Origin of the sequence: Arthrobacter sp. E3 (genome assembly GCF_017353415.1) — a bacterium.
Classification (GTDB): Bacteria; Actinomycetota; Actinomycetes; order Actinomycetales; family Micrococcaceae; genus Specibacter.
Map to the genome: position 1 here is coordinate 1 of NZ_JAFMPX010000089.1, position 969 is coordinate 969.

The window sequence follows — 969 nt, forward strand, 5'->3', positions numbered from 1 at the left end:
AGGGTTCGCGATGTAATAACTTGTAATTTTGGTTTATGTCCGGCCAGGACTGTGTTAAGGACGCTGATCCATCAGCGTGGGATTGTTACGCAGTGGCGTGCGGGGCGAGGGTGTAGTTCCAGTCGCCGTGGAATTCATGGCGAGTCAGGGGCAATGCGGCTATGTCGGCGGGAGTGTATTTGATGCCGATGGGGTACTGTCCGGTGTCCAGGACGGCGCGGACGGTGAGCCCGGTGGTGGTGCTGGTTGAACTGATCAGGTCCACCACCACTTGATGTGAAATCAGGGGACGACCGCGCCAGTTCATGGTGATTTGGGAGAAGAGTCGGTGTTCAATCTTGTTCCATTTGCTGGTGCCCGGGGGCAGGTGGCAGACGGTGATGACCAGCCCGGTTTCGGCGGCAAGCTTGGCGAGTTCGATTTTCCAGGCGCGAATCCGGTGCCCGTTGGAACCGCCCCCATCGGCGCAGATCAGCAGCGACTTGGCGTCCGGGTAACGGTTTGCTCCAACGGTTTCCCACCAGGTGCGTAAGGTTTCCACGGCGAACGCGGAAGTGTCATGATCGGTTCCCACGGACACCCAACCGGTGTTGGCGCCCACGTCGTAGATCCCATACGGAATGGCCTTGCCCAGATCGGGGTCGGGGAAATCATGGACGTTGACTCGTTCCGGGCTTCCGGCGGGTTGGTATTCGCGGCCATTGTTTTTGAAGGGGCCGACCAGCTCTTTCTTTTTTGTATCGACGGAGATGACCGGTTGCCCGGCCAGGGTGTGGGCGTTGACCTGTTCGGCGAGGTAGCGGAACTGGGCGTCGCGGTCCGGGTTCTGCTTGCCTTCCAGTGCCTTGGTGTTGGACTGCAGGGAGTAACCCTGATCCTTGAGCATCCTGGCGACCACCCGGTCCGAGACAGCGTATCCCTGGCAGGTGAGTGTATCGGCGAGATTTCGGGTGGATTTGGTGGTCCATA

General features: G+C 59.4%; 1 pseudogene. It reads right to left on the reverse strand.

The annotated features are described in order from the left end of the window. Nucleotides 1-100: 100 nt before the first annotated feature. Nucleotides 101-969 (reverse strand): annotated as a pseudogene (locus JMA46_RS16750) (ISAzo13 family transposase); the annotation flags it as partial.